Here is a 20323-nt window from a genome sequence, read left to right as displayed (position 1 = left end):
GTTCCGGCCAAGACTGGGCGCGTGATCTTCCGAACGCTCGTAGCGGCGCTCGCCCTCGCCGCACCGCTCCCACCCGCACCGGCCGACATCGACGCCACCGTCGAGGAGTACCTCCGGAGCACCGGCCTGCCCGGCGCGGCGGTCACCGTCACCCGGGGCACCGAGGTGCTGCACACCGCCGGCTACGGCCGGACTCCCGATGGCGAGCCGATCACCGAGCGCACGCCGATGGCGGTGGCCTCGGTCAGCAAGTCCTTCACCGCGCTGGCCGTGCTCCAGCTCGCGGAATCCGGCCGGCTGGAGCTCGACGGGCCGGTGCGCGCCCACCTGCCCGAGTTCCGGCTCGCCGATCCGCGCGCCGACCGCATCACGGTGCACCAGCTGCTCGACCAGACCTCCGGGCTGTCGGACTCGACGGTCCACCCGTTCACCCGGCCGCAGCCGGGCTCGCTGGCGGAGGCGGTGGCGAGCATGCGCTCGGCGACGCTGGTCGCCGAGCCGGGCGAGCGGTGGGAGTACCACAACCCGAACTACCAGGTCGCCGCCCGACTGGTCGAGGTGGTCAGCGGCCTGCCCTTCGACGACTACCTGCAGCGGCACGTGTTCGGGCCGCTCGGCATGGCCGACAGCCGCGCCATCGACACAGCCGACGAGCTGCCGTCGAGCGCGCGCGGCCACCTGCTGGTCCTCGGCGGCGCCATCGCGGTGCCCGAACCACCGGCGTTCGGCGGCGGCTCGGGCGGAGTGCTCAGCACTGCGCACGACATGGCGGCGTGGCTGATCGCGCAGAACAACCCCGGCCGGGCGCCGATCGCCTCCGCGGCGACCATCACCGAGGCGCACACGCCGTCACCGGAATCCGGGTCCTACGCGCTCGGCTGGTCGGTCGGCATCACCGAGTCCGGTGAGCGGCTGATCTCGCACAGCGGCGACCTGTTCACCTCGACCGCCTACCAGGCGCTGCTGCCGGATTCCGGGTACGGGATCGCGGTGATGAGCAACACCGGGCTCGCCCACGGCGATGCGGCCGCGCTCGCCGACGAGCTCATCGCACTGGTGACCGGCCAGCCGACGCGGCCTCCGAGCAGCGCTGCGCCCGCCATCGACGCCGTGCTGCTCGGGCTGGCCATCGCCGCAGCGCTGCTGGCCACGCGCGGTGCGGTGCGAGCACGCCGGTGGGCGGCCAGCCGAGCGGGACGCATCAGCACCGCGCTGCGCTTGCTGCCTCTGCTGGTCCCGGCCGTGCTGTGCGCATCGATCAACCGGATCGTCGGAGCCCTCTACCGGGGCCGCGACGTCGCCCTGATCCAAGTGCCCTACCTCTACCCGACGTTCACCGTGCTACTGGTCACCGCGGCCCTCGGCGGTGTCGTGGTGATCATCGCCCGGTTGACCGGGCTCGCCCGTGCCGTGGGCACGTGAACTCCGCGGACGATCCACCACCCGACGCGTTCCCAGCGGCCGCCCCGAGGACGGCAACCCGCGCTCGGGGACGGCTCCGCAGAAGAACGAATTCCTTCCGGTCCGGGATGGGGAGAAGAGAAACGGCCCCGTCCCCGGGGCCGTTCTCGCCTCGCTATTCGTTCTCCTCCGCCACGGCGTTGCCGCTCTCGTCCGTCATCTGGGTGCCGGACGTGAATCCCGCGGAGAGCACGTCGATCGGTCTGGCGAGGTAGACACCCGGCGAGTAGGCGAGGCCGGGGACGTCAGCGTTGGCCGCTGCCCCAGCGCCCCCGGACTAGAGCGCCGACGCGTACTCGCGAGCGTCGTAATGCCTGGTAGAAATGGCCCTGGCACCCAATCGCGCTGATCGGAGCTTCCGCACGTGCACATCTCCTTCATCTGCAGCGGCAACATCTGCCGGTCCCCGATGGCCGCGCTGGTGTTCCAGGAACAGCTGCGCCGGGCCGGGCTGGACGGGCAGGTCGAGGTCTCCAGCGCCGGGACCGGTCCGTGGCACGTCGGAGAGCCTGCCGATCCCCGGACCGGGAAGGTCCTGGCGGACCACGGCTACCCGACCGAGCACGTCGCCGCGCAGATCGACGACCGCCACCTGGACGCCGATCTGCTGGTGGCGATGGACGCCGGGCACCTGAGCGCGGTGCGCCGCCTCGCCGACGACCCGTCCAAGGTTCGCCTGATGCGCTCCTTCGATCCGGGTTCCGAGGAGGGCGCCGAGGTGCCCGACCCGTACTACGGCGGCCCGAACGGCTTCGAGGACGTGCTGGCCATGGTCGAGGCCGCGACGCCGGGGCTGCTCGACTGGGTTCGCGAGCGGCTGTGACGGCCCGCTCAGCGGTGGCGGACCTCACCGGCCGCACTCCCGTCGACGTGCAGCAGCTCAGCGGCGGGGATACCGCGGCGGCGTTCGCGGTGTCCCTCGACGACGGCGCGGTGGTGTTCGCCAAGACCGCGCCGGAGTCGATGCCGGGCGCGATCGCGGCCGAAGCCGCGTCCCTGCGCTGGCTCGCCGAGCCCGGCTCGGTCGCGGTGCCCGAGGTGCTCGGGCACTCCGAGCGCTGGCTGGTCACCGAGCACATCGCGGAAGCCGCGCCCACCGCGGCAGCGGCCGAGCAGCTGGGCCGCGGGCTCGCCGACCTGCACGCGGCCGGGGCACCGGCGTTCGGCGCCGCGCCACCGGACGGCCCGGTCGACGCCTGGATCGGCCTCGCCCCGATGCGCAACGAAACCGCGCCCGACTGGCCCGCCTTCTACGCGACGCACCGAATCGAGCCCTACCTGCGGAAGGCCGTGGACTCCGGTGTGCTGAGCACCGCCGACGGCTCGGTGATCTCGCAGGTCTGCGCGGACATCGACCGGCTGGCCGGTCCGGCCGAACCGCCCGCCCGGCTGCACGGCGACCTGTGGAGCGGCAACGTGCACTGGGGGAACGACCGGGCCTGGCTGATCGACCCGGCGGCGCACGGCGGTCACCGCGAGACCGACCTCGCGATGCTGCACCTGTTCGGCTGCCCGCACCTGGACCGCATCGTGGCCGCCTACGAGGAGAACCGCCCCCTCGCGGAAGGCTGGCGCGACCGCATAGCCCTCCACCAGCTGTTCCCGCTCCTGGTGCACGCCGTCCTCTTCGGCACCGGCTACGCCGCCCAAGCCGTCAGAGCCGCGCGTTCCGCCCTCCGAATCCGCTGAGGCGAGTTCGTCGGCGACTCCACCGGGGCAGTGCTCGACGCGGATGTCCCGGCTGCCGCGTGGGCCGAGAGGTGCGCCCCGCCGGTGCGACCGTCCCTCGATCGCCTTGCGCGGCAACGGGATCTGCCTCGGTTGGCCGCCGCTGGCGACACCCACCGCAGCTCCGCGATCACGACGCATGAGACCGCGCTGACCGAACCCGGCGGCCCGTGCGCCGCCCACCGGATCGGCGGCGCAGCGACGATCGGGATGGCCGAGGTCGTCAAAGGCGTGTAGCGTTCGTGTTGGTCGTTGTTTCTGGGTTCGTGTTTCGCGCATGCTCGCAGGATGTTGAAGCGGGCGAGCTGCTGTCTTTGGTGTAGCTGGAGTTGAGCCGCCGTCTGATCCCCCGGCCCGGGACGCCGCGCCGTGCGGTGCCCCGTGATACTTCCCCAGCTCCCGAACGGAGACGCACATGACTCAGGGAACCGTGAAGTGGTTCAACTCGGAGAAGGGCTTCGGCTTCATCGCCCCCGACGAGGGCGGACCGGACGTGTTCGTGCACTACTCGGCCATCGACGGCGCCGGGTTCCGCACCCTCGAGGAGAACCAGCCGGTGGCCTACGACGTCACCCAGGGCCCCAAGGGTCCGCAGGCCGAGCTCGTCCGCGCGATCTGAGCCGGCACCGCGCAGGGTGTCCCGGCTCCGCCGGGGCACCCGCCGCCTGCGGGCAGCGCCTCCGTGGTGGACACGTCGAGGCGCATGTTCTCTGTCCAGGTCGCCGGGCACCACTCCTCGCGCGAGCCTGGTCCTCAGCTCGGTCGAGCCGGATCGATGAGACGGCTCCCGGCACTTCGTTCTTCCCGTCCTCGGCCCGCGGCCGCGACACCGCTGTGTCCGCGCCGGGCCCGAGATCCCGCACAGTGCATTGGAGTTCGATGCGGACCGACCCCGCTCGATTCGACGTTCCCGACTCTTCCGCAGCGGATCACCGCGCCCTCCTCGAAGTGAGCACCGCAGCAGTGCGGTCCGCCGCGGTGGTGACGGCCTGATCCGGCACACCAGGCACGTCGCGCGGACGCTGTCCGAAGACGCCTGGCAGATCACCGATGCCGAAGGGCAGCACACCGCTCGGGTCACCGGCACCGTGGAGGAGGCCGTGGCCCGCGCCCACTGCCAACTCGCCGCCTACGGCGGGGGCGACGTGCGCATCACCGGTGACTGACCGCCCGCGTCACACCACTCCGCACCGCGATGCGGCAGCGGAAAAACCACTGCTTTGAAAGGACTTCCCATGAACCTGTCCAGTCCCGCGCGTCGCTGCGCCCAGCGACGAGCGCACCCTGCGCCCGCGGTGCGGCACGCACCGGGCTCCGGTCGGCCTCTCGGCGTTCTGGTGCCGCCGGTCCACCCGGTCGCGTTCGTCGAACCCGGCCGACCGCGCGGCAACGCCGGTCCGCCCCAGCCCCGCGCGGACCGCAGCCACGACACCATGCGGCGCCTGCGGACCCCGTTCACCGCACCCGAGGACGAGTGAGCACCGGCCCGTGAGTCACGCGGCCGGTGTCGTTCGTCACCGGCCCCGCAGAACCCACCACTCACCGCGGATCTCGTCGGCGGCCGCCGCTTGACGAGTGCACGGACCGGCGCGGTCGAGGCCGCCAGCCCAACGGGCCTTTCGGACATCCCGACCGAACCGGAAGAGGACGCGGGCTGACCTGCTGGGACGCAGCTGCGCGCCGTTCTCCGCCGCTCCGCAACCGGATCCGAAAACCGCAGGTCAGCATGGCTGAGCTACCGTAGTGGGGTGCGTCTGAAGTTCTTGCTGCGACCCGGCTGGCTCGGCTTGATCGCGCTGGTCGCGGTCTTCACCACGCTGTGCTTCACCCTGCTGGCACCCTGGCAGTTCAGCCGCAGCGATGAGGCTCAGGCCCGCAACAACGCGATCTCCGAGTCCTTCCACACGCCACCGCGCCCGCTGGGCGAAGTGCTGCCCGCCGGCCGAGCGCCGGACGAGCGCACCGAGTGGGCGCAGGTGCTGCTGCGCGGCCAGTACCTGCCCGAGGGCGAGACGCTGGGCTGGCAGCGCACCGTGCTCGGCGAGCCCGCGTTCGAGGTGCTGACCCCGTTCCGGCTGACCGACGGCACGACCGTGCTGGTCAACCGCGGCTTCATCCGGCCGGTGAACGGCACGCAGGCGCCCGCCTACGACGCGCCGCCGAGCGGCGAGGTCACGCTCACCGCGCGCGTCCGCACCGATGAGAACGACAGCAAGCAGCGCCCGCTGTTCGAGCACGACGGGCACCGCTGGGCGTACGCGGTCAACTCCGGGACCATCTCGCAGGGCACCGGCATCGCCCTGCAGCCCGGCTACTTCGCGCTCAACGAGGGTCAGCCCGGCGTGCTCGGCGCCCTGCCGCTGCCGCGCCTGGAGTCCGGGCCGTACTTCTCCTACGCGCTGCAGTGGATCGCGTTCGGCATCATGGCGGTCATCGCGATCGGTTACCTGATCTACTCGGAGCTGCGCCCCGGCGCCCGCCCGGCCTGGCGGGACGCGGAAGCCGGATCCGAGGAGGGCGCGAAGTCCGAACCGCAGCCCCGCCGCAAGAAGATGTCGGTGGCGGAGGCGATCGCCGAGGACGAGCGCCGCGAGCGCGAGGAAGCCGAGCGCCGCGAAGCCGCGGACGCGGAACCCAGCAGCAAGACCTGAGCACCACGAGCAACGCGAGGGCCGGAAGCGACGCGAGGGCCGCAGTTCCCACTCAGCTGGAACTGCGGCCCTCTCCGTGCATCAGGACCCCAGCACACCGACCGCAGTGCGTACTCTCCGCAATTTCAATGGAACTTGCGGACCCCGTCGGCGTGTCGGCACCCCGACACACCGACGACGGCAGGGACCTGTGCAATTTCAATGGAAATTGGACCTCTGATTTCAATTGAAATTGCGTCACCACGACCTCGGGTCCGCAGCCGGGTGCACGAGTCTCTCGGTTTCGAGGCCCGTTCGGTCTGCCGGGCGGGGTGCAGGTGGGTGTCCTCGGCGGAACCGTCGTGCGGTTGGGGCGCGGTTTCGGGCAGCCGTGTACCGATTGAGCTCAGCGGCGGCGGAGGGCCCTGGTCAGGGCGTAGGCCGCCGTCAGGACGCCCGTTGCCGAGCCGATCACCCGGGACAGCTCGACGCTCCTGGTCACGTCGCCCGCGTCGGCCGTGCGGCCTTCGCCCAGGACCGGGCGCTGCTCGACGACGTGGCCGTACACCGTCCGGCCGCCGAGGCGGATCTGGAGCGCTCCGGCGAAGGCCGCCTCGATCTGCCCGGCGTTCGGGCTCGGGTGCGCCGAGGCGTCACGGCGCCAAGTGCGCCACGCGCCCTTCGCCGAGCCGCCGACCACCGGCGCGCACGCCGAGGTCAGCACCGCCGCCAGCCGCGAGGGCACCAGGTTGAGCAGGTCGTCCAGGCGCGCGGAGGCCCAGCCGAAGTTCCGGTAGCGGGGCGAGCGGTGGCCGACCATGGCGTCCAGCGTGTTCGCCGCGCGGTAGGCGACCAGTCCGGGGATGCCCGCGACAGCGCCCCAGACCAGCGGGGCGACCACGGCGTCGGAGGTGTTCTCCGCCACCGATTCCACCGTGGCGCGGGCCAAGCCCTGGCCGTCGAGGACCGCCGAGTCGCGGCCGCACAGGTTGCGCAGCCGCTCGCGGGCCGCCTCGATCTCGCCGGCGTCGAGCAGCCGGGCCATCGCGGTTCCCTCGTCGGCCAGCGACGATCCGCCGAGCACCACCCAGGTCACCAGGCCGGTCGCGGCCGCTTCCAGCACCGGGCTGCGCTTGGACCAGCGCTGCGCGAGCACGCCCAGCCCGACCGTGCCGCCGACCAGCACGCCGGTGTAGACGATCCCGGCCGACTTCTGGTCGCGGTGCAGCAAGCGCTCCGCAGACTGCGCGATCCGGCCGAAGGCCGCGACCGGATGCCCGCGCTTCGGATCACCGAGGGCCGCGTCCGCAGCCACGCCGAGTAAGAGTCCGACCGCCCGTCCCGCGCTCACCGGTGCCGCTCCTCCAGAATCGTCCAGCCGGGGCCTCCCCCGCGCCCTGAGCCGTCCCGAAACGCTACCCCCGGGGCGCCCGCGGCCGGTCACCGCATGCCAGGTGACCGGCCGTGTCCGCCCCACGGGATATCGTGGCGGACCGTGACGGCCCCGGACCACGAAGCTGATGTGCTGCGCGCGGGCGTCGCGGGAACCGCGGCGGACGTGCCTGCGCACGCTCCCGACCAGACCCGCGACGACGGGCAGCGCCTGCAGCTGTTCGCCTACCTGCAGGCACCCGAGCACCGCACCTACCTGGCGATCATGCGGCTGTTCACCTCGACGCTGCTGGCGGACCTGTCGGCGGGCGAGGTGGGCGCGGCGCTGGCGGCCGCCGAGCGGGAGGGCCGGGTGGCACCCGGCGAGTCCGATGTGGACACCGTCATCGACCGGCTCAAGCGGCTGGTGAAGTGGGGCAACCTGGTGGTGGGCCGCCGCGAGACGATCGCGTCGAGCATCGCCGAGTTCCAGCACGGCAGCGTGCGCTACCAGGTCAGCAAGCTCGCGGTCCGCGTGCAGCGGGACGTCGACGCGCTGCTGCGGGTGCCCGAGGGCGCGCGCGAGGTGTCCCGCGAGCTGCTGCCCGCCATCGACCGCGGGTTGGCCGGGATCGGCAGCGCGCTGTCCGAGGCGCTGTCCGCCGAGGTCCGCGATCCGCGGGCGAAGGCCGCGCGGCAGGCCAGGGAGCGGCTCGCCGAGCAGGTCACCACGGTGTTCCTGCAGCACGCTGAGCTGGCCGCCACGGTCCGCGACTTCTACGCCTACCTGGGCCAGGTGGTGACCCGCCACCAGCTGGCGCCGGAGGAGATCTCCGGGTTCCGCAACCTGCTCGTCGAGTACATCCAGATGGTGGTGGAGGACGTGCTGCGGCACACCGAGACCATCGCCGGTTCGCTGGCGGGCCTGGCCGGGGTGCGCGGCGAGCTGCTGCGCCTGCTCGGCCCGGCCGACCAGCTGGGCACCGACGTCGAGCGGGCGCGCGGCCGGACCGCGGCGGACTGGCAGGAGCTCACCGACTGGTTCGTGGACTCGCCGGGCCGCCCCAGCCAGGTCGCGGCGCTGCGGGAGGCCACCGCGCGGGCGATCGGCTCGCTGCTGGCCAGCGTGAAGCGGGCCACCTCCGGCGGTGGGCTGGTGCCCGGTCGCCGCGGTGAGCTGCTGAAGCTGGCGAAGTGGTTCGACGGCGCCGACGAGGCCACCGCGCACCAGCTGCACTCGGCCGCGTTCGGCCTGCACTCCGCCCGCCACCTGCAGCCCGCCCCGGACTACGACACCGACAACGACAAGGTGTCCTGGCGCGACGGCCCGGTGCTCGACGTCACGGTCAGCGTGCGCAGCCGCGGCGATCGCGGCGCGCGCGGCCGGACTTCGCGGGTGCTCGACGACCCGATGACCGAGGAAACCCTGCTGGCCCAGGCCCGCGAGGCCGACCAGAAGCGCAGCGCGGCCGTCGCCGAGCTCGCCGCGGCCGGGCCGCGGCTGGCCGAGCAGGAGCTGTCGCCCGATGCGCTCGGTGTGCTGTGCGAGCTGCTGACCTTGGCGATGGCCCAGCGCGAGGGCTCCGACGAGCCGGGCACCGCGCTCGACCCGGTGCACCGCCTGCGCGTCACGGTGCGGCCCGCGGCCGGTCAGGACACCGAGATCGCCAGCGCCGCGGGACGCCTGACGTTGCGCGACACGGTGCTGGAACTCAGCGGGGACGGCGCGATCCCGCAGGAGCAGGGGGCCGCCCGATGACCACGACCTTCGACGAGCTGCCCGACATCGACGCGGCGAACGTCGTCCGCTGCGCCCGGGTGCTGCTGCGCCGCCCGCTGCTGCGCGCCGGCGGCCCGGACGGCGACCTGCTGCCGATGATCTACCGGCAGCGCGTGGTGCTCCAGGAGGTGTTCTCCTCGCTGCTGGGCTACCGGCTGGTGGTGGAGCGCCGCTTCGCCCGGCTGTACAAGTCGGGCGCGGGCGAGGACACCACCCGCGGCGAGGCGTCGCTGAGCCCGCGCGGCTACGCCTACCTGGCGCTGACGCTGGCCGCGTTGACCGGCATCGGCCGCCAGGTGCTGCTCTCCCGGCTGGTCAGCGACGTCCGCGCCGCCGCGGCCGAGGCCGAGATCGCGGTGGTCGACGACCCGGCGGACCGGCGCGCGCTGACCGCCGCGCTGCGGCAGCTGGTGGCGCTGGGCGTGATCACCGAGACCGAGGGCTCGGTGACCGCCGAGTCGTCCGCGGAGGCGCTGATCACCATCGACACCGACCTGCTCGGACAGCTCGTCGCCGGGCCGCTGGCCGAGGCCGAGAGCCCCGAGCAGCTGATCGAGCTGGCGAGCGCGGCCGGGCCGCGCAACCTGGAGCACGCGGTGCGGCGTCGGCTCGTCGAGGATCCGGTGGTGCTCTACGGCGACCTCCCGGCCGACCAGGCAGGCTGGCTGCGCGAGCACGTGACCGTGGAATCCCGCCGCCTGGAGCGGTTCTTCGGGCTGGTCAGCGAGTGCCGCGCCGAGGGCGTGGTGGTCTGCGACCCGGAGGACTACCTCAGCGACGTCGCCTTCCCCGGGCCCGGCACGGTGGCCCGCGTCGCGCTGCTGGCGCTGCCCGAGCTGCTCGACCGCGCCGCCGCGGACGCCGCGGGCAAGCACCCGGTGACCTGGCAGGACCTCACCGACGTGTGCCAGGAGCTCGTCGAGGCCTACCCTGCCGCGTGGTCGCGGCAGGCCACCGAGGACCACCAGGAGCTGGTGCACTCGGTGGTGGCGCTGCTGCGCAGGCTCGGTCTGCTGCAGGACGCGGGCGGGAGCTGGCTGCTCAGCCCGGCCGCGCACCGCTGGCTGCCGCAACCGGACGCCACCCCGGCCCCGGGCCGGGAGCCGGAACCACCCGCCCCCGAGCCGGCGGGCTGGTCCTTGTTCGACGAGATCGACGAGATGCGAGGGGAACAGCGGTGAGCGACGAGAGCACCGGGACCGGGGCGAACCGCTGGCGGCTGCACCGCGGCGGGATCGTCAACATCTGGCAGTACGCCGAGACGACCTTCGACCTCGACGGCGGGCGGGCGATCTTCCAGGGCACCAACGGCTCCGGCAAGTCCCGCACGCTGGAGCTGCTGCTGCCGCTGTGCCTGGACGGCGACCTGCGGCAGCTGGGCTCCAAGGGCTTCGACACGGTCAGCATCCGCCGGCTGATGCTCGACGAGTACCCGGGCGGGCCGAACCGGATCGGCTACGCCTGGATCGAGCTGCGCCGCGAAAACGCCGACGGCGGCGAGGAATTCCTCACCTGCGGCGTCGGCGTGAAGGCGTCCAAGACCTCGCAGTCGATCAGCGACTCGTGGCGGTTCATCACCAGCCGCCGCGTCGGCATCAACCTCTACCTGGTCGGCGCGGACCGGGTGCCGCTGGGCTCTGCGCAGCTGCGCGACCTGCTCGGCGCCGACTGCGTGCTCGACGACCAGGCGTTCCGCGCCAAGGTCGCGGCCACCGTCTACGGCGTGCCCGCCGCCCGCTACGGCGATCTGCTGCACCTGCAGCGCACGCTGCGCAACCCCGACGTCGGGCTGAAGGTGCTGGAGGGCCAGCTGGAGCAGATCCTCTCCGACGCGCTGCCGCCGCTGGACGCCGCGCTGATCGAGCGGCTGGCCACCTCGTTCGACGACCTGGAGTCGATCCGGGAGAACATCGTCCGGCTGACCGGCGCGGACAAGGCGCTCACCGCGTTCCTGTCGACCTACTCCGGCTACGCGTTCGGCGCGCTGCGCGACCGGGCCGAGGCGATGCGCACCGCGCAGCAGCGGCTCCGCGCGCTGCGCAAGGAGCTGACCGGCCTGGAGAAGCAGGTCAGCGGAAAGCAGCAGGACCGGGAGACCGCGGAGCGGACGATCGCCGAGCTGGAGCAGCGCGAGTCCGAGCTGGAATCCGGCATCGACGCACTGCGCTCCCACCCGGCCTACTCCGAGCTGCAGAACCTGCGCGACCGCGAGCAGCTGGTGGAGAGCGCCCGCAGCTCGGCGGTTTCCGCGCTGGACACCGCCGCCAAGCACCGCGCGCAGGAGCACCGATCGGCGGAGTCGGTCGTCGGCGTGCTGCGGCGGCTCTCCGGGGACGCCGAGGCAGCCGGTCAGGCCGCGCAGCGGGCGGCGCAGCAGTTGTCGACCGCCGGGCTGGACGGGTCGCTGGTGAGGCGACCGCCGGTGATCCCGGTCGCGGAGCTGCGCGCCGAGCAGGCCGAGGTGCGGACCTCGCCGGAACCGGATGCCGTCGCGCAGGAGGTGCGGCGCGCCGTCGAACCGCAGCTGGACGCGGAGGCGATCGCCGCCGAATTCCGCGCTGTGGTGGCGGATTCGCAGCAGCTCGCGGCCACCGCGCGGCAGCGTTCGGCACTGACGCTCGCCCTGCACCAGCAGGCCGTGGAGCTCGACGCCGAGCGGGACAAGGTCGCCGAGCTGCAACGGCTGGCCCGGCAGGCGCAGCTGACCGCGACCGAAGCCGCGGGGCGGCGCAACCAGGCGCAGCAGGAACTCGCCGACGCGGCCGCGGTCTGGGTCGAGCGGGCGCAGAAGTGGGCGACCGAATGGCCCTCCACAGTGGAGGATCCGGCGCCGGAACCGCCTGCCGCCGAGGAACTCGCCGAGAACCGCACCGCGACGCGGGGCGCCCGCGAGCAGGCGCGGCGGTGGGCGCGGCCGCAGCTGCACGAAGCTCGCCGCCAGGTCTCCGCCGTCGAGCAGGAGATCACCGAGCTGCGCGTGGACTCCCGCACCCGCGAACAGGAGCTCGCCGAGCTCCGCGCCGGTCACGAGCAGACACCGGGCCGCCCTGCCTGGGCCGAAGCCGAGCGGAACCCGGAGCAGGGCCGCGCCTTCTACGAGCTGGTCGACTTCCAGCCGTCCCTGACCGCCGACGAGCGGGCGGGGCTGGAAGCGGCGCTGCAGTCCAGCGGGCTGCTCAACGCGTGGGTCACCGCCGACGGCGCGGTTCCCGGGCTGGCCGACCTGCTCGCCGAACCCGCCGACGCGGGCAGCGGTGCCACGCTCGCCGACCTGCTCTCCCCCGCCGCCGTGACCGACTGCCCGGTGCCGCCGGAGCGGGTCGCCGCACTGCTGGCCGCGGTGTCGACCGACGGCAGCGCAGGGCTCTCGGTGTCCACCGACGGCAGCTGGCGCGCCGGCGTGCTCTCCGGCGCGTGGCGCAAGAGCGCCGCGGAGTACGTCGGAGCGGGCGCCCGCGAAGCGGCCCGCGCGCGGCGCATCGCGGAGCTGGAAGAAGACCTGTCACGGCTGCGCGCCGAGGTCGGCGAAGCCGAGCGGCGCCACCACGAGGCCTCCGAGCACGCTGCGGAGCTGGAGCAGCACCTGGAGGCCTACCCGGACGACGGTGACCTGCTGACCGCGCACGCGAAGCTGACCACCGCGATCGAGGCCGCCGCCGACAGCGAGCAGAAGGTGGTGCAGCTGCGCGAGCAGCACGAGAGCGCCGACCAGCGCTGGCAGGCGGCGCACGCCGAGCTGGTGCGCTCGGCAGGCGAGGCGGATCTGCCCGCCGACACCCGGGCGCTCGACGCGGCGAACCGGGCCGCCATCGACGCCCGCGGCGGGATCGACGCGCTGTGCGAGGCGATCGAGTCGCGCTGCTTGCCGACGCTGGCCGACCTGCAGGAGATCTCGCTGCACCACGACGTCGCCATCGCCGACCGGATGGAGGCCGAGTCCCAGGCCGAGCAGCGCTGCGCCGCCTACGCCGAGCAGGCGAGCGGGCTGGCCGAGCTGACCTCGGCGGTCGGCGGTGAGGCGCAGGAGATCTCGGACAAGGTCAGCGCGTTCGAGCGCGAGCGCGCCGACCTGCGCAAGCAGCTGCCGCAGGCGCGGGAGCAGATCAGCTCGCTGCGCGAGGCCGCCGCGCGGCTGGAAACCCAGCTGGAGAACAAGCAGGCGCAGCTGCCGGGCCGCGAGCACGACGCGTCCTCGGCGACCGAGACCTTCCAGCAGGCGCTGCGCATCCCGGGCCTGTGGTCGGCCGCCGAGGTCGGCGAGGAACTGCCCGAAGAGCTCGACGAAGCCGCCGCGCTGCTCACCGCCGCCGAGCGGCGCGGATCGTCGGAGGCCACCGTGCTCAACCGGCTGCAGACGCTGCAGCACTCGCTGAGCGGCAACTACGACATCACCGCCGCCGACCAGCACGGCCTGCTCACCGTGACTGTCACCGGTGAGGAGGGGCCGCAGCCGGTGGCCGAGGCGGCGCGGCGGGTCGGCGAACGGCTCGGCGAGCAGCGCGGCTACCTCAACGAGCGCTACCAGTCGATCTTCGCCGACTACCTGATCCGCGACCTCGCCGAACGCCTGCGCGGGCAGATGTCCATCGCCGAGGACCTGTGCAAGCGGATGAACGAGGTGCTCGACGGGGCCCGCTCCAGCCAGGGCGTGCACGTCCAGCTCGACTGGCAGCCGTCGGCCGCGCTGGGCGACGACATCAAGCAGGCCATCGACCTGGTGCGCACCCCGTTCGCCGACCGCAGCGACGACCAGGACGCCCTGCTGCGCCGGGTGTTCACCGACCTCATCGAGGCCGAGCGGGACAGCACCTCGGGCGGCTACGCGGAGATCCTGGCGCGAGCGCTGGACTACCGCTCGTGGTTCGCCTTCACCGTGCGGGTCCGCGACACCGGGCCGGACGGCAAGCCGCGGGTGCGGCGCCTGCGCCAGCTCTCCTCCGGCGAAACGCGCCTGATCTCCTACGTGACGCTGTTCGCGGCCGCGGCGGCGTTCTACGACGCGGTCAGCGTGTCCTCGGACGGCCGCGGCCCGCTGCGGCTGGTGCTGCTGGACGAGGCGTTCGAGCGCCTGGACGACCCGACGATCGCGCGGATGCTGGGCCTGCTGGTCGACCTGGACATGGACTGGTTGATCACCTGGCCCAGCGGCTGGGGCGTCTCGCCGAAGATCCCGAAGATGCACATCTACGACGTCCTCCGCCCCCGCAGCGGCCACGGGATCGCCTGCACGCACACGACCTGGACCGGCACCGCGCTGCACCGGGCGGACGCGTGAGCTGGATAGGATCTTTCGGATGAAGCTCGCACACGACGTGGCCGGTGACGGCGCCGCGCTGGTCCTCCTGCACGCCGGGGTCTGCGACCGGAGGATGTGGGACGGCCAGCGGCCCGCGCTGATCGACGCCGGATACCGGGTGGTGCGCTGCGATCTCCGGGGTTTCGGTGCGACTCCCGCGGCGGATCGGCCGTACAACGACGCCGATGACGTGCTGGCGCTCCTGGACGACCTCGGCATCGCGCAGGCCGCCTTCGTGGGGGCTTCGTTCGGCGGGCACGTCGCTCTGGAGATCGCCGCGCGCCGTCCGGAGCGGGTGGGCGCGCTCGCGCTGCTCTGCGCCGCCATGCCCGGGCACGAGCCCTCCGCCGAGCTGACCGCGCTCGGCGAGCGCGAGGAAGCGCTGCTGGAGGAGGGCGATCTCGATGGTGCGACGGAGCTGATGGTCGAGAGCTGGCTCGGCCCGGAGGCCGGCGAACCGGCCCGCGAGTCGGTGCGCCTGATGCAGCGGCACGCCTTCGAGCTGCAGTGCGCCGCCGAGGAGTTCGAGAAGATCGAGCACGAGGTGGACCTGGCGGCGGTGCAGGCGCCGTGCCTGGCCGTTTCCGGAGCGCACGACCTGGCCGACTTCCGGCGGATCGCCGCCCGGCTGCCCGAGATCCTCGTGGACGCCGAGCACGTCGAACTGCCCTGGGCGGGTCACCTTCCCGCCCTGGAGCGGCCGTCGGCGGTCGCCGAGCTGCTGATCGAGTTCCTGCGGAAGACGGTTCCCGTCGGCTGAGCCCGGCGTTGTTTGGAGGTTGTGCGGTGGGGATCGCGGACGACGTTCGCGCGGCGTGGGGCGTTGCTGCGCTGCGCGGCCTGTGGGAGCAGGCGCGGGAAGCGCTGGAATCGCCGAAGCCGCCGGCGACGTTCCGGCTGGAGTTGCCCGACGCCGAGGCGCAGCGGCTCGTCGGCGAGGTGTACGGGCGGCCGATGCTGGGGCGCGGAACGCGGATCAGCGTGTCCAAATTGGACGATGCGGTGCGCGGGAGCCGGTTCGGCCTGGGACTGGCGGAAGTCCTGGAGATCCTGCACGAGCGGCCGGTGGTCCAGCGGGAGTCGAGCTCGCGGGACGAGCAGCGGGAACTCGAACCGCTGCGCGCGGCGTTGGTGGCGCACGGGCTCGCGGAGACCGGTTGGGCCGTGCCGTGGATGCAGTGGATCCGCCAGTACGGGCGCGTGGCAGCGGACGAACTTCCCGCCATCGCGCGGAGCGCCGCTGGAGTTCTGTCCGCGCTCGCGCTGGATCGCGCGCCCGCGGCCTGGGTTTCGCGTGGTGAACTCGCCGCTCGGTTCGGTGATCCGCACCAGCTCGACAGCGGCACGACGTTGAGCCGGGTCGTGCTCAAGGCCGCTGCCCTGGCCCACGGAGTCGAGTCACCCGGGAACGAGCGGGAGCGGCGGGCGCTGTGGGAGCGCTGCGGCGTCACCCTCGACGCGGTGTCCGCGAGTGTGCTGACCTGGGCGTTGCCGCTGGTCGGCGCCGATTCGTGGTCGTGCGGTGTCCGGCAGCGGTCCGCGATCGGCCTGCCGACGCACCTGACCCACCTCGACCTGCGCGCGGCTCCGGCACGGCTCGTCGAGCCCGGTACCGCCGTCGCGGTGTGCGAGAGCCCGCGCGTGCTGGAATCCGCCGTGCAGGAAGGCATCGAGCACCCCGTGGTGTGCGTGTCCGGCCACCCGACGACGGTCGCGCTGGCCCTGCTGGACCGGCTGACCACCGAGGGCGCGACCCTGCACCACCACGGCGATTTCGACTGGGCGGGCATCGGCATCGCCCGGGCCCTCTGGGAGCACCACCGCGCCCGGCCCTGGCGGATGTCGGCCGCCGACTACCGCGAGGCGCTCGACCGCGCGGCCGCGGACCGCACCGACCTGCCGAACCTCGTCGGCGCCGCACTGGAGACGCCGTGGGATCCGGCGCTGGCCGAGCTGATGTCCACCGCGGCCCGCGCCGTCGAGGAGGAGGTCGTGCTGCCGAGCCTGCTCGCCGATCTCCGGGCCGGGCTCACAGCAGCTGGTACATGACGTGCAGGCCGACGTAGCCGTGCGCCGGGTGGTGGAAGGCCTGCGGGAGCGTCGCGACGATCTCCATGCCCAGTGAGCGCCACAGCGCGACCGCCCTGGTGTTGGTCTCCACCACGGCGTTGAACTGCATGGCGCGGAAGCCGTCGGCCCGCGCCTGGTCCAGCACGTGACGCCCCAGCGCCCGCCCGACACCGCGCCCGGCGCGCGCCGCGTCGACCATGAAGCTCGCGGTCGCCACATGACCGGCCGGGCCCTCGTGGTTCGGCCCGGACACCGCGGTGCCGAGCACCGCGCCGTCGTCGTCGACCGCCACCACCGTGCGCCCGGGCAGCTCCGGGAACCACCGCTCCCGGGCCCGTTCCTCGGAGATGTCCCGGTCCCAGGAGAACGTCTCCCCCGCCGCCGCGATGTCCCGCATGAACGGCCAGATCGCCGACCAGTCGTCGAGGCGCGCTTCACGAATCCGCATGGCAGCAGCTTCGCCCGCCCGGACGCCGGGACGCCAGTCCTTTTCGCCCCCGCCGCACGACGAGTTGCCGTCCGGGATCTGCGGTAGCTTTCGCCCATGGCATCGGTCGTCGTGGAGTTCTCGGCACGGGAGCCGCAGCGGCTCGCGCGGTGGTGGGCCGACGTGCTCGGCTGGAACCTCGATGCCGAATCCGGGACCGCGGTGCACCCGGGCGGTGCGGGCGTCGAGCTGCGGTTCGTGCCGGGTGCGGTGGACAAGACCGCCAAGAACGGTGTGCACCTGGACCTGCGCAGCGAGTCGCACGACGACCAGACCAAGCTCGTCGAGCGGCTGTTCAACGCCGGCGCCCGGTTCGCCGACATCGACCAGAGCAGCGACGTGCCGTGGGTGGTGATGGCCGACGTCGAGGGCAACGAGCTCTGCGTGCTCGAACCCCGCAAGATCTACGAGCGCACCGGCCCGATCGCCGCGATCGTGGTCGACACCCCCGATCCGCGCTCCCTGGCCCGCCGCTGGGCCGAGACCACGGGCATGGACCTCGCCACCGACAGCGCCGAATTCGCCGCCCTCCACCCGGCCTCCGGCGAAGGCCCCCACCTGGAGTTCCTGGCCGCGTCATCCGCCCCCACCGGGATGCTCCGCATCCTCCCCACCTGACCCGACAATGCCAACCACGCAACTTCAATTGAAATCACACCCGCAATTTCAATGGAAGTTGTGGACCGGTCCGGTGTGTCGGGCACCCGACACACCGACGGTGCGTCGGACATCGCGCAATTTCAATTGAAATCAGAGGTGTGATTTCAATTGAAATTGCACGACCACCGGAGGCAGCACCGGGCGAGGTAGCGTCCGGGCGGGTACCGGCAGGGCGTTGGAGTGCGGGTTTCTTCGGTAGGACGGGTCGGGCGGAGTGTCCGCGCCTCGGGGCCTGCTGATGTCCGCGCCTTGGGGCCTGCTGTTGTCAGCGGCGGGCTGGTTCGATGATGCGGATTCCGTGGAGGCGGCGGATGAAGTCCGCGCCGAATGCCGTGGACGGCGTGTGGGCGCCCGGTTCCGGCGGTTCGGACTGCAGGGCGTTGACCGCGCGCAGGACCGAGTCGGCCGTGAGGTCGTAGGTGTCCGGGCCGAGCAGGGCCGCGCAGACGCTGCGGCCGGAGTCGTCGGTGGCCTCGGCGTACACCTCCACCCAACTGCGCGAGCGGGCGGTGTGGCCGGGTCCGCGCACGACAGCGCCGATCGCCGCTTTGCCCAGCCGCTGCACCACGTGCGTGCGCATCAGCGCTTGGGACAGCCGGCTCGACCGCGCACCCGCAAGGTCCAGGCCCGGCAGGTGGGCGAAGGTGGTGATGTTGCCGATCCCGGTGCTGCGGTAGGCCGTGCTCACATCGCCCCAGGGCAGCGAGGTGACCCGCCGCGGGCCGGACGGGAACGGCACCTCGCGCCGCCGCCAGCCCATCGGCACCACTCGCACTTCGCCGTCGACGCGGGCGCGACCGCCCAGCGCCGCGCCCTCCAGCGCGCTCTTCAGCGTGCCGCCGCTGATCCCGCCGCTGGCGTGGAAAGCGAGGTCCAGGTGGGTCGCGGTGGGCAGCTCGGCGGCGACCATCGCGGCCAGGCAATCGGTCGGCACCACGTCGAAACCGGCACCGGGCAGCAGCACCGACCCGGCGCTGCGAGCCTCCTCGTGCCGCGCGAACACCGCCTCGAACACGTCGATCTCACCGGTGATGTCCAGGTAGTGCACGCCGTTTCGCAGGCAGCCGTCGACCATCGCCTCCGCGGTCGCGGAGAACGGGCCTGCGCAGTGCGCGACGACGTCCACGCCCTGCAGGCCGGCGTCCACCGCGTCGGGATCGGCGAGGTCGAAGGTGCGGTGGGGCAGCCCGCGCGGGGCGGCCACCGCGGCGACCTTCGCCGGGTCGCGACCCGCCAGCACCGGGCGTTCACCGCGATCGACCGCCAGGTCGGCGACCAGCCTGCCGGTGTAGCCGCTCGCGCCGTAGATCATCCAGGTCATCGCGATCCTCTCCGGGTTGCGCCGAACATCCTGCTAACGAACACCGTTCAGCGGGGTCACGGGTTGCCGGGAGTTTCGTCGATCACCCTGGCGGGTGTCAGCGCAGCGGGCGGCCGAGCGCGGTGGCGATCGCGTTCGCGGCCTCCCGCATCCGGTGCAGCGGCTTGTCCGGCACCGGTTGCTCGACCGACGCGCGGACGGTGGTCAGCGAGATCGCCGCGCCCAGCTGTCCGGTCGCGTCCGGGATCGCGACGCCGATGCAGTGCACCAGGGGCTCGAACTCGGCCTGGTCGGTCGCGTAGCCGAGGCGGGCGACCGTCGCGAGGTGTTCCCGGAACTCCGCCGGGTCGGTGATGGTGCGCTCGGTGAAGCGGGTGAAGGTGTGCGCGGCCAGCAGTCGGTCGCAGTGCGGTGCGGGCAGCGCGGCCAGGATCACCTTGCTGGCCGCCGCGGTGTGCAGCGGAACCGCTCGCCCGATGCGCGACCAGGTGCGGATCGTCGCCGCGCCCTCGATCTTGTCCACGTAGACGATCTGGTCGTCCACCAGCTGGGCCAGGTGCACGGTCGCGCGGGTCGCGTCGGCGAGCGCGATCAGGTGCGGCCGGGCGAGGACCCGCAGGTCCATCTCGTCGAGCACCTGCTGGCCGAGTTCCACCAGGCGCAGCCCGAGCCGGTACCGGTTGTCCGGCCCGCGGGCGATCAGCCCGCCGTCGGCCAGCGGCTGCACCATGCGCAGCGCGGAGGAGCTGTGCACGTCCAGCTCCCGCGCCAGCTCAGCGATCGTCTTGGGCGCCTCGGCGAGGGATTCGAGCACGTGAACCGCCTTGGCGACCGTCTTGGACATCCCCACCCCCTCCAGGGCTGCAAGATTAACAGACCTATTGCACATATTGCACAGTCGCCGAGATGTGACCACGATTCATATTCGACGGAATCGAGCGGAATTGCGCGGATCAAGACCGTGGACGACACGCCGAAAAGCCTTACTCGGTCGGGTGAAAAACTTCTCCCCACTCGACCCCGAATTGACAGCCATCACGCCGGGTGATCGACTTCCGATGCCCCTGACGGCAATTCGGCAGACGGAAAGAAGGCATCGGAATGCGACGTTCACCCGTCCTGTTCAGCATTGCGGCCGCACTCACCGCGTTCGCGATCGCGCCCGCGGTCCCGGCGATCGCCGCCACCCCCGAACAAGCCCCGGCGTGCGCGCTCTTCGCCTACCAACCGACGCGCGAGGGCAACACGCTGGTCGCCAACGGCGGGCGCACCGGATGTCTGAACACGGCGACGGTCAACGTCCGCATCGTGGTGTCCCAGAAGAACGCCGCACCCAAGGTGATCGGTGAGTTGGCTCAGAGCGGCACCGAAATCAACCTGACCGCGAAGGCGCCGTGCAACACCGGCGCCACCGTCGAGGTCTACACCGAAACGGCCAGCTCCACCGGAGCCGTCTACCGCTCTTCTTCGACCACGTTCGAGAAGTGCTGATCCCCCGGCGGCAGATTCCGCGAGGCGG

At 72.7% G+C, this 20323-nt stretch carries 19 protein-coding genes; 15 read left to right on the top strand and 4 right to left on the bottom strand.

The annotated features are described in order from the left end of the window. The first annotated feature begins 21 nt into the window (after positions 1–21). From C4T78_RS29020 to C4T78_RS28990, 8 genes are all read left to right on the top strand, one after another. The gene (locus tag C4T78_RS29020) at positions 22–1422 is read left to right on the top strand and encodes a serine hydrolase domain-containing protein (protein ID WP_235863499.1); all 1401 of its coding nucleotides are present in this window, start codon (positions 22–24) and stop codon (positions 1420–1422) included. A 448-nt stretch (positions 1423–1870) separates the two neighbouring features. Beyond that, complete coding sequence (locus C4T78_RS29015) at positions 1871–2284, top strand: low molecular weight protein-tyrosine-phosphatase (RefSeq protein ID WP_235863511.1); 414 nt, start codon at positions 1871–1873, stop codon at positions 2282–2284. Then, entirely contained in the window at positions 2281–3150 is an 870-nt protein-coding gene (locus C4T78_RS29010) for a fructosamine kinase family protein (RefSeq protein WP_177247570.1), read from the top strand. Before C4T78_RS29015 ends, C4T78_RS29010 begins: the two co-directional genes overlap by 4 nt. Before the next feature lie 132 nt (positions 3151–3282). Continuing rightward, entirely contained in the window at positions 3283–3426 is a 144-nt protein-coding gene (locus tag C4T78_RS36590; protein ID WP_177247569.1) for a hypothetical protein, read from the top strand. Between the two features lie 178 nt (positions 3427–3604). Then, a complete protein-coding gene (locus tag C4T78_RS29005) occupies positions 3605–3808 on the top strand; it encodes a cold-shock protein (protein WP_093351970.1) in 204 nt (67 codons plus the stop codon). Positions 3809–4058: 250 nt separating this feature from the next. Beyond that, positions 4059–4355, top strand: coding sequence for a hypothetical protein (locus C4T78_RS29000; RefSeq protein ID WP_093351967.1), 297 nt, complete (start codon positions 4059–4061; stop codon positions 4353–4355). Positions 4356–4424: 69 nt separating this feature from the next. Continuing rightward, on the top strand, positions 4425–4667 hold the full coding sequence (locus C4T78_RS28995) for a hypothetical protein (RefSeq protein WP_143185834.1): 243 nt from the start codon (positions 4425–4427) through the stop codon (positions 4665–4667). Positions 4668–4937: 270 nt separating this feature from the next. Continuing rightward, on the top strand, positions 4938–5840 hold the full coding sequence (locus C4T78_RS28990) for an SURF1 family cytochrome oxidase biogenesis protein (RefSeq protein WP_093351962.1): 903 nt from the start codon (positions 4938–4940) through the stop codon (positions 5838–5840). A gap of 385 nt (positions 5841–6225) precedes the next feature. On the opposite strand, the gene C4T78_RS28985 is transcribed toward C4T78_RS28990, so the two are convergent. After that, positions 6226–7170, bottom strand: a complete 945-nt coding sequence (locus tag C4T78_RS28985) for a cobalamin biosynthesis protein (protein ID WP_093351959.1) — start codon at positions 7168–7170, stop codon at positions 6226–6228. Between the two features lie 207 nt (positions 7171–7377). Here C4T78_RS28985 and C4T78_RS28980 point away from each other — a divergent pair, with 207 nt between their 5' ends. From C4T78_RS28980 to C4T78_RS28960, 5 genes are read left to right on the top strand one after another with little or no spacing between them, the layout of a single operon-like run. Then, positions 7378–8949 carry a TIGR02677 family protein gene (locus tag C4T78_RS28980; protein WP_374703911.1) on the top strand — a complete coding sequence of 524 codons (1572 nt, stop codon included), beginning with the start codon at positions 7378–7380 and terminating at the stop codon, positions 8947–8949. After that, positions 8946–10151: a TIGR02678 family protein gene (locus tag C4T78_RS28975; protein WP_093351954.1), complete on the top strand. Its 1206-nt coding sequence runs from the start codon at positions 8946–8948 to the stop codon at positions 10149–10151. Before C4T78_RS28980 ends, C4T78_RS28975 begins: the two co-directional genes overlap by 4 nt. Further along, positions 10148–14245 (top strand): TIGR02680 family protein, encoded by a 4098-nt coding sequence (locus tag C4T78_RS28970; RefSeq protein WP_093351952.1) that lies wholly within the window; start codon positions 10148–10150, stop codon positions 14243–14245. The genes C4T78_RS28975 and C4T78_RS28970 overlap by 4 nt, the downstream gene beginning before the upstream one ends. Positions 14246–14264: 19 nt before the next feature. Further along, the gene (locus C4T78_RS28965) at positions 14265–15026 is read left to right on the top strand and encodes an alpha/beta fold hydrolase (RefSeq protein WP_093351949.1); all 762 of its coding nucleotides are present in this window, start codon (positions 14265–14267) and stop codon (positions 15024–15026) included. A 26-nt stretch (positions 15027–15052) separates the two neighbouring features. Next, the gene (locus tag C4T78_RS28960; protein WP_093351947.1) at positions 15053–16315 is read left to right on the top strand and encodes a TIGR02679 family protein; all 1263 of its coding nucleotides are present in this window, start codon (positions 15053–15055) and stop codon (positions 16313–16315) included. Here C4T78_RS28960 and C4T78_RS28955 read toward each other — a convergent pair. Next, complete coding sequence (locus C4T78_RS28955; protein ID WP_093351944.1) at positions 16296–16784, bottom strand: GNAT family N-acetyltransferase; 489 nt, start codon at positions 16782–16784, stop codon at positions 16296–16298. The genes C4T78_RS28960 and C4T78_RS28955 overlap by 20 nt on opposite strands. Before the next feature lie 96 nt (positions 16785–16880). Between C4T78_RS28955 and C4T78_RS28950 the strand changes: the two genes are divergently transcribed. Beyond that, positions 16881–17441, top strand: a complete 561-nt coding sequence (locus C4T78_RS28950; protein ID WP_093351942.1) for a VOC family protein — start codon at positions 16881–16883, stop codon at positions 17439–17441. A gap of 307 nt (positions 17442–17748) precedes the next feature. Here C4T78_RS28950 and C4T78_RS28945 read toward each other — a convergent pair whose 3' ends face one another. Continuing rightward, positions 17749–18804, bottom strand: a complete 1056-nt coding sequence (locus C4T78_RS28945) for a saccharopine dehydrogenase family protein (RefSeq protein ID WP_093351939.1) — start codon at positions 18802–18804, stop codon at positions 17749–17751. Positions 18805–18901: 97 nt separating this feature from the next. Further along, on the bottom strand, positions 18902–19648 hold the full coding sequence (locus tag C4T78_RS28940) for an IclR family transcriptional regulator (protein ID WP_093351937.1): 747 nt from the start codon (positions 19646–19648) through the stop codon (positions 18902–18904). Between the two features lie 257 nt (positions 19649–19905). Between C4T78_RS28940 and C4T78_RS28935 the strand changes: the two genes are divergently transcribed. Next, positions 19906–20295 (top strand): hypothetical protein, encoded by a 390-nt coding sequence (locus tag C4T78_RS28935; RefSeq protein ID WP_093351934.1) that lies wholly within the window; start codon positions 19906–19908, stop codon positions 20293–20295. The last annotated feature ends 28 nt before the right edge of the window (positions 20296–20323 follow it).

The organism is Saccharopolyspora kobensis (assembly GCF_900108315.1).
Lineage (GTDB): Bacteria > Actinomycetota > Actinomycetes > Mycobacteriales > Pseudonocardiaceae > Saccharopolyspora > Saccharopolyspora kobensis.
Note: the sequence above shows the minus strand (reverse complement) of the source record. Positions and strands in the feature narration are given on the sequence as shown.